The organism is Candidatus Eisenbacteria bacterium (genome assembly GCA_016867495.1).
Classification (GTDB): domain Bacteria; phylum Eisenbacteria; class RBG-16-71-46; order CAIMUX01; family VGJL01; genus VGJL01.
Genome location: VGJL01000111.1, coordinates 1 through 8,546 on the forward strand (window position 1 = coordinate 1; position 8,546 = coordinate 8,546).

The 8,546-nt window shown below is 66.1% G+C and carries 5 protein-coding genes; 4 read left to right on the plus strand and 1 reads right to left on the minus strand.

Annotated elements, in window-relative coordinates; translation table 11 throughout:
* Window positions 1–1,614 precede the first annotated feature (1,614 nt).
* From FJY88_09775 to FJY88_09785, 3 genes are all read left to right on the plus strand, one after another.
* Entirely contained in the window at window positions 1,615–2,763 is a 1,149-nt protein-coding gene (locus FJY88_09775; GenBank protein ID MBM3287619.1) for a hypothetical protein, read from the plus strand.
* A gap of 272 nt (window positions 2,764–3,035) precedes the next feature.
* The gene (locus FJY88_09780; GenBank protein MBM3287620.1) at window positions 3,036–3,506 is read left to right on the plus strand and encodes a hypothetical protein; all 471 of its coding nucleotides are present in this window, start codon (window positions 3,036–3,038) and stop codon (window positions 3,504–3,506) included.
* A gap of 73 nt (window positions 3,507–3,579) precedes the next feature.
* Window positions 3,580–5,823, plus strand: a complete 2,244-nt coding sequence (locus FJY88_09785; protein MBM3287621.1) for a PP2C family protein-serine/threonine phosphatase — start codon at window positions 3,580–3,582, stop codon at window positions 5,821–5,823.
* Window positions 5,824–5,829: 6 nt separating this feature from the next.
* Here FJY88_09785 and amrB read toward each other — a convergent pair whose 3' ends face one another.
* Window positions 5,830–6,840: an AmmeMemoRadiSam system protein B gene (amrB, locus tag FJY88_09790; protein MBM3287622.1), complete on the minus strand. Its 1,011-nt coding sequence runs from the start codon at window positions 6,838–6,840 to the stop codon at window positions 5,830–5,832.
* A gap of 51 nt (window positions 6,841–6,891) precedes the next feature.
* Between amrB and FJY88_09795 the strand changes: the two genes are divergently transcribed.
* Window positions 6,892–8,546, plus strand: a 1,655-nt coding sequence (locus FJY88_09795) for a hypothetical protein (GenBank protein ID MBM3287623.1), incomplete at its 3' end; no start/stop codon positions are given.

Below are 8,546 nucleotides of genomic sequence, written 5' to 3' on the forward strand. Positions count from 1 at the left end.
TTGACTTCTCGGTGAACTCCTTTGCGATCGGGCGCAAGGCGGACGAGAGGGGCAAAGGGGGGCGGCTTCCCTCGTTGGCGACTCTCTACACTCGCTTCGGGGCGTCGTTTCGGAGCGTCTTCGAGAAGAAGTGGGGTGAGCCTACGCGCGACGGACAGGCCGCCCGGATCGCGACCGGCCTGACGGACAACCGCTCGATCGGTCCCTACCTGAAACTGAGCCCGTCGCTCTCCGCGACGGGGGCCTGGTTCCGCCGGGACTTCCGCGGGCGGAGCCACGGCTTTGGCGGCGTCTGGGACGGCGGCGCTTCCGCGCGCTCCACACTCTACGGGACCTTTCCCGTCGGGATCGGCCCCGTCCTGGCTCTCCGGCATGTGGTCGAGCCCTCGCTCTCTTATCGCTACGCGCCCGAGATTGCCTACTTGAGGGTTGCCGATTCAACCGGAAGGAAGGTGGCGCGCTTCCCAAGCGTAGGGGGAATCGCGCTCTCCGGATCCCGCGCGAGCTCGATGAGCCTCTCCCTCACGCAGCGGTTCCACTTCAAGCTCGCGGGCGAGGATCCGCGCAAACCGCGCAAGATCGACAACCTGATTCTCTGGACGACGTCCACATCCTACAACTTCCTGGAGCAGGGAAGAGGGAAGCGCCCCTTCTCGACTCTCTCGAACTCGCTTCGAGTGCAGCCCTCGCGATACATCGACAACAGCTGGAGCGTGTCGCACGATCCCTACACCAAGGCGCTGCGTTCCCTCTCCGTCCAGACGAACTTCCGTCTCACTGGAGGGGGAGGCGGGGCCGACACGACCGGCTCGACTCCGGCGGCGTATGGGGAGTTCGGACAGGCGGGGGGAGGGAGAAGTCGCCCCGGGGAGAAGCGGATGGGCGCCTCGGGGCCTTGGAGCTTGAATCTCGCGCACAGCTACTCGCGGGGCCAGAGGAGATCGAGCGAATCGAGCACGATGAACATCTCGACGTCTGTCATGCCGACGGCCGGCTGGAGGGCGACCTACAGCGTCTATTGCGACCTCAGGAGGCGCGAGATCCGCAGTCAGGCCTTCTCGCTCTATCGGGACCTGCACTGTTGGGAGGCCAGCCTCGATCGGCGCATCACCGGCGACGACGCCCAGTACTACTTCCGGATCAACGTGAAGGACCTCCCGGATGTCCAGTACGAGCGGCAGCGGCGTTGAGGGGGATGGCGGGAACAGGAGCGGCCCGCGGGCCTGTCCCCGTCGCCCGCCGCCTCTTCGCCCTCCCCGCCCCCGGGGCCGCCCCAGGGGAACCTCTTCAGCGGATTGGGGTTCTGCTGCATCGATGGGGCTGAACTCCGCCTTGAATCTGCCGATCTTGGGGTGGTAGCCTGAGATGATCTGATGCTTCGCATCTGAGTGCGATAGGCCACGGAGGTAGTCGTCGATGAACCCGAGAATCTCTTCCGCGATCCTGGTTTCGCTGGGCGTCGCTTTCCTCTCTGGGTGTGCAGGTTTCATGGGCGCCGAGCGGCGCCAGACGAACACCGAGGTGATCCTCGTGTCGTTCGGCTCGACGATGGGCGAACTCGCCCCTTGTGGGTGACACTCCAGCCAGAAGGGCGGGCTGGCCCGGCGGGCCAGCATGGTTGACTCTCTCCGGGCTCACAACAAGAGCTTTGCCCTGATCGATCTCGGGGACTGGATGAACTCGGAGATGACGGTTGGCGAAGAGAAGAGCCGGTTCATCTGGAAGACGATGGAGCAAATGGGCTATCTCCTGACGACCCCGGGCGTTCGGGAACTTGATCGCTGGCAGCTCTACCGGGAGTTGATTGCCCAGGGGCCGATCCAGTGCGTCTCGTCCAACCTCTCGGTGGTCGAGGGGGGGGCCGAGAGCCCGATCGCCCCCGCGACGCGCGTGTTGGAGATCGGCGGAGTGCGCGTCGGTTTCTTCGCCCTCATGGGGGGCAATGAGATCACGACGGCTCGCCCCCCTGATGGGATCGAGTACCGTACCCAGGATGCGCTCGCCACGGCGCAGAAGCTCGTGCCCGAGCTGCGGAAGGACGCGGAGATAGTCGTCCTGATGTCGCAGATGTCGACCCAGGAGACCGACGACTTGGTGCGTCGCGTCCCCGGCATCGACGTGGCGCTCTACGGCCGCAACGCCCAATGGAAGGAGCGGGCCGAGAAGGTCGCGGCGTCTATCGCCCAGCAGACCGGCATGCGCGGGCAGTTCACGGGCGAGCTGGCCCTGATCGTGGATCCCGACGGACGCATCGTAGACTGGGGCTCGCGCAACACGACCTTGGACGTCAACTACCCGGAGAACGTCGATCTCGCCGCCGCAATCAAGCAGGCCGAGTCCCGCGCCAAGGAGGCATTGAAGCTCGCGTCGGACAAGAAGGCGTCGGAGATCGAAGGGAAGATCACATCAGAGCGCTACATCGGCGTCGACAAGTGCCAGCGGTGTCACGAGGCCGAGCATGCGCAGTGGGCGGGCACGAAGCACGCCCGCGCCTTCGCAACTCTCGAGAAGGACGGAACGCAGGCTGACGAGAAGTGCGTGGGATGCCATGTCACAGGATGGAAGAGGCAAAGCGGGTACGCGGCGGGGTCGAGCGATCCTGATCTCAGGAATGTGCAGTGCGAGGCGTGTCACGACATGGGGACGCTGCATTCGAGGACGAACACGCGACCCATCAGGGAGGAAACCTGCCTCGTGTGCCATACCGGGGAGTGGGGAAAGGGATTCAGCTTCGCATCCGACCTGGCCAAGGTGACTCATTGACCCTTTCGCCCCGGCCGTCCGCCGGCAAGTCGGCAGCGGCTGCTCGGGCGTCTCGGGGGACTCGGCAGGGGCGCGTTTGCAAACCGGTCCCTGCCGTGCTCTAATCGGACATCATGGTGCCGGACGCGCCGACGGATTTCTCTAGTGTCCGGCTGCAGGGGATGCGGTCGGCGCCGTGCGGTCGTCAACCTATCGCCTAGCGAATCCAGGGGCCGCAGCAAGAATCACCGAGCGGGGTCCCAGCGGGGCCTTCATAGGAGAGTTGTTGTCCGGTGGACGCATTTGACTCGTGCATTCGCAACGGAAGGCTGAAGCCTGCGGAGGCGACCGAGGAGGCTCTTTCCAAGGAGATCCGGACTGCGCTCGAAGAGCTGGCCAAAGCACGCTCCTGCTATAGGGACAGTCGCCTGGAGGAGACAGTCGTTCAGTCCTACTTCGCCATGTACAGGAGCTGCAAGAGCCTGCTTCTCTCAGGCGGGTACAAGGACAGCAACCTCTACAGCCTCGTGGCCGGGATCACGAAGCTCTATGTGACCCCAGGTGCCCTCGATCCGGAGCTGGTCGACCTCCTCAAGATCGCCAAGGACCAGAAGGATCTCGTGCACGAAGGCGCCCGCTGCGGGCGTAAGGACACGGGAGTGATCCTGGCGGCCGCCGAGCGACTGCTCACCCGCGCCTGCGAGCTTCTGGCCTTGCCGGGCATCGCTCCGCCCGAGGCGGTCTCCGAAGGCGAGGCTCCCTAGCGTTTCCGCCCGGAACCCCAGGCCGGGTTGATGCGTAGGGAGGGGGGGCGGATCCGGGGGGACTGACCACGAGATGGGTTACGCGGACCTTCTTGCGACCGTCTACTTCCTTGTCGGAATCCTGACCACCCTTCTCGGCCTCGTCATCCTGCGTGAGAACACGGGGGCGAGGCTCAACCGTGTGACGGCGATGATGCTCTTCTTCGCGGGGGTGGGGGCGATTCTCGGGGCCGGCTCCATCCACGGCGTGCAGGCGCAGATGCGCGGTCCGGCCGCCTCCCCCCTGGTCGCGAACTTCGCCTACCTGTGGGAGTTCTTCTTCCCGACGCTCCTTCTCTTCGCCGCTTCCTTCCCGGAGGAAGCCCCCTGGCTGCGCAGGCACTCCGGGGGGGATGTCCTTGTCTTCCTTCCGCACACGATCCACTTCTGCCTGATGTTCACGGCGACGATCTGGGGGAGGGACTTCGGGCTCTCTCATCTGGGGGAGCGATTCTCTCTTCTCGGCGGACTCGCCGATGTGACAAGGGTGCTCCTTCGGCAGTTCTTCGCATGGCACCTGCATCTCTTCTCCCTCGTGAATCTCACCTACGTCGGCCTTTCGACATACATGATCGGGAGGAATCTCGGCGCTGCCAGGATGGTCGCCCTGCACAATCAGATCCGCGTGATCCTCGTCGGGATCGGGATCGGCGTTGCGCTCTACAGCTTGGGGGCTCCGCTGAATGTCCTCCTGGGCCTGCGCCTGGAGCGGGAGATCTCCGCGACGCTTCTCGTGGGCGCGCTGGCGATCTGGTCGGGAACCATCGGCTACGCGATCGTCAGGCATCGATTCCTGGATGCGCGCTGGATCGTCCGGCGGACCATCCTCTACGCGGTCGCCGCCGCGATCGTCGTCGGAGTCTACCTCCAGATCGCGCGTGAGCTGAGCCGGGCGATGCAGGGGCTGTTGCGCATTCCTCAGGAGATGCTCGATTGGGTGGCGCTCATGGTCCCGCTCGTGCTCTTCCAGCCGGTGATGGGCCGAATCGAGGAGGCGCTGGAAGCCCTCCTGATGCGTGGCCGCCGCGAGGTCCGCAACGTGCTCATGCGTCTCTCGCACGAGATGTCCTCGAACCTGAACTTCGAATCCTTCGCCAAGGGGCTCGTCGCGGAGCTCCCCGACGCCCTGATGGTCGGGGGGGCGGCGGTTCTCCTGCGGCGCCGGCCGGCGGGCGGCCGGGGCGGAGGCTACGCGGTGGCCGCAGAGCGGGGAATGGCGCGTGAGAGCCTCGACCTTCTGCTGCAGATCGCGGACACGCTGCCCGCCCCGGGCGGGGCCGTCGCCAGGCCCCTCACGATCCGCGAGTGGCTCGACGCGGCCGAGAGGATCGGCCGTGGCCGCAAGGAAGCGCGGGACGTTCTTCGGGCCGGCGGAGTCGAGCTGACCTATGACCTCATTCATGGGGGGGAGCGGCTCGGGATCCTCGCTCTCGGCCGCAAGCTCTCGGGCACCCGCTACAGCGGGGAGGAAGTCGGCATGCTGGCTTCTCTCGCGGTGCAGGCGGGCGTCGCCCTCAAGAACAGCCTCCTTCACCGGGAGAATCTCGACAAGGCCGTGCTCGAGGAGGAGATGGCGCTCGCCAGGCGGATCCAGCAGCGGTTCCTCCCTTCGCGATTCCCCTCGGACTTGCCGGTCGAGGTCTACGGCGTCAACATGCCGAGCAAGCAGGTCGGGGGCGACTACTTCGACTTCTTTCCGGTGACGGGAGGCTACGCCCTCGCGGTCGCGGATGTCTCCGGCAAGGGAGTGGGCGCCGCACTCCTGGCCAGCATGCTCCAGGCCTCGCTGCGCACCCTGATGCAGAACGGCACAGCCACCGGGAAGGTCGTGGAGCGGGTCAACACCATGCTCTGCGAATCGACCTCATCGGATCAGTTCGTGACCCTCTTTCTCGCGCGCCTGGACGTCGAGAACCTCGTGCTCACTTACTGCAACGCCGGGCACAACTACCCGATCCACGTGAGGGGCCTGGGAGGGGGCGAGGCTCTCGGCCCGTCCCAACTCGTGCTGGGTGTCGATGAGCGGATCTCCTACGAGGAGCACCGGCGCGCCTTGGCCAAGGGCGATCTGGTTCTCCTCTACACGGACGGCGTCACGGAGGCCAGGAGTCCCGCGGGGGACGAGTTCGGGGAAGAGCGTCTCACCCGTCTCATGGGAGAGCTTCCCGATCGGAGCGCCGAGAGGATCGTGGCTTCGATCCGCGGCGAGGTTCTAGGTTTCACGCAGACGGAGGAGCTGCAGGACGACATGACGATGCTCGTCCTCCGGGTTCCGTGACGTCCCTCACGGGGAGTCCACGATCGCCAGAGCCGCATAGCCGACCACGTAGCCGCCAGCGCCGCCCGTGACCTCAGCGGAGTTGGTCCGCGCGAGAAGGCGCACCTCGGTCGCGCCCGTCCGGCGGCAGGCTTCGAGCACGGCCAGGATCGGTCCGCGTCCGCAAGCCTGGAACTCCCCGGAGGCGAATCCGCCCGCGAGTTCCTCGCTGTCGTTGCGCTGGAGGGCGGCAAGGGTCCTCGCGTCAGTCTCCCGGCAGGCTCTCAGGGAGTTTCCGTGGTAGAGGTCGGTGGATGCTACGAGGAGGATGGAACGGTCTCTCATGGCGCCCGCCAAGGCCTCTCCCAGCCTGATGCAGCGCTCCGGGCTATCGTCGGAGACCGCGAGCGGAAGGACCGGCGCGCCGGGCGCGATCTGCTGGAGGAAGGGGAGCTGAACCTCGATCGAATGCTCCTCTCTGTGCCCCAGATGATCGGCCCGGATTCCGGCATCCGCGCTCTCGAGCAGCTCGGCCAGTCCCGCCGGATGCTCGACTTCCCCCAGGGGGGTTCTGTAGCCCCTCCCCGGCCAGTAGGTCGTTCCCTTGAACAGGTCATAATGGCTGGGGCCGAGGACAATCACGGCCTCCGGCGCCCGGTCCCGCAGCTCGCGATAGGCCCTTCCCGCGACGGCCCCTGAATAGTCGTATCCCGCGTGCGGGCTGATCAGGGCCGCGGGCCGGCGGGGCTTGAGAGTGGGCTCGCCGTCGAGGTAGGCGCAGAGGCGCTCCCGAAGGAGGTCAGGTCGAGCCGGGTAGAAAGCCCCTGCCACCGCGGGCTCTCGGAACTGACGTCTTTCGCCCATCTCCCCTCCCTCAATCAACCCCCAGCCTAGGCAGAAGGGTTCGGCTGTGGCAAGCGGGCTGCGTGCCTTCCGGAGGTTTCCTTGACGGCCGCGCGTCGCGGGATGCACCATTATGTAGTAGAGGCAGGCGTCGCGCGGATCGAGCGCGTCCGCGCCCGCGGAGTTCCGCCCCATGCCCGGCTTTGCGGCGCCCCATGTGGCCCCGCGGCAGGAGGGTCGCCGACGATGGACCACCCCTCGCGTCCCGACGAGTTGAGAGCGGCCGGTCGCCTCCTGCTCGCGCTCCTCATCCTCGTCGCAGCCGCCGAGAGCGTCATAGGGAGAGGTTTCCGGCGCGGGGACATCTTCATGGCGGATCGAACCGCAGATCCCCTCTTCATAGGCGATCCGCGGGGCGCGATCTATCTCGTGGCCAACGAGCCTGGACTTCCGATCCGGGTCGTCGTGTCTGCCGAGGGATTCGTCGACCCGGTCACTTGCCTCATCCGCGAAGATGGCCGCATCGTCGTCGTCGACGCGAACGTCGACTTCATCGGCGATCGATCGGCGCGAGGAGGGCTCTTCCTCGTCGAGCCACCCGATGCGCCTCCGGGAAAGGCGACAAAGCTCGCTGCGGATGCTCGATGGGACAACCCGACCGACATCCTCGAGGAGCCATCAGGCGATCTGCTCCTGCTGGACGCGGACGCCGATGTCCTCAATGCCGGCACGCGGCCCGGCGCGCTCTTTCGCGTGAGCAGGTTCAACCAAGAAGTCACGCTCGTTGCCGCGAGCCCTCTCTGGGCGGAGCCCCGCTCGATGGTCTTTGACATCGACGGGAAGGTCCTGATCTGGGATCCGCGCGCAGATCCGTTCGGTCTCGGCGGCGTTCCCGGGGCGCTGTTCCGGGTGGATCCGGTTTCAGGAGAGGTTCAGGCCCTGTTCTCCAAGAGGGGGGTGTTCGCCACTCCTTGGGCGCTCGCGATTGACGGGGCCGGCAACTACCTGATCCTCGACCGCGACGCGAATCCCAGGGGCTTCCCCGGCGCGCCTGGCGCGATCTACCGCGTGCGTCGAACGGACCTGGAAGTCGAGGTTGCCTTCGCTGTTTCCAACTTCATCGAACCGTTCGACTTCGTGATGGACCCCGATGGGAGCGCATGGGTTCTCGATCGCCGCGCCTCGCCGTCGGGGAATCCTCAGCTCGGTGGCGGTCTCTTTCACTGCGATCTGGCAGCCGGCGTCGTGATCGAGAGCCAGTACCACGCTTCCTTCGCGACGTTGAACGGACTGACGAGGTTCTCGGCTGCCCCCCTCGATTCCACGACCATCATCTGGGACGACCTGAGCGGTCCTCCTCTGGTTCCCGGAGACCGAGTCGTTGTCAGGGCGAGAGTAAGGAACTCCGGCAGGGAGCCAGGCCGGGCGACGCTCCGGCACCCGATCGGATCCGCGTGGGACTATCGGGTGGCCTCGGACTCCGCTTCTGTCGGGAGCTTCGCTTACGATCCGGCCTCGGCCACCGCCTCCTGGGTCGGGAACCTCGCCGCCCAGGCGGAGGCGACCGTTTCCTATGAGGTTCGGCTCTCCGAGTCGATCGTAAGCGGCGCAAGGATCGTGGAGGACTTCCTGCTTCGGATGGAGGAAGCCACAAGCGAGACCGCCATCCGCTTCGAGACGACCTCGTCGCGCCGGTCGGAGCCCGGGCGCGTGATCTGGACAGACTACAGCTCAGTGGGCGGTCAAACCCATGGGCTGATTCTCGACCTGCCCACAGGAGCTGTCCTTCCCGAGGAGGTCTTTTCGGGGCCTCCTCTCGTGAAACCGGATGATGTGGCCTTTCTCCCGGGGGGGAGGATCGCGGTGCTGGATCGACTCAGTCAGCCCCGAGGCCCCGATGC

Coding starts and splice junctions, on each gene's coding strand:
- FJY88_09775 (MBM3287619.1), top strand. CDS start 1,615: ATGGTTGACTCTCTCCGGGCTCACAACAAGAGCTTTGCCCTGATCGAT.
- FJY88_09785 (MBM3287621.1), top strand. CDS start 3,580: ATGGGTTACGCGGACCTTCTTGCGACCGTCTACTTCCTTGTCGGAATC.
- amrB (MBM3287622.1), bottom strand. CDS start 6,840: ATGGGGCGGAACTCCGCGGGCGCGGACGCGCTCGATCCGCGCGACGCC.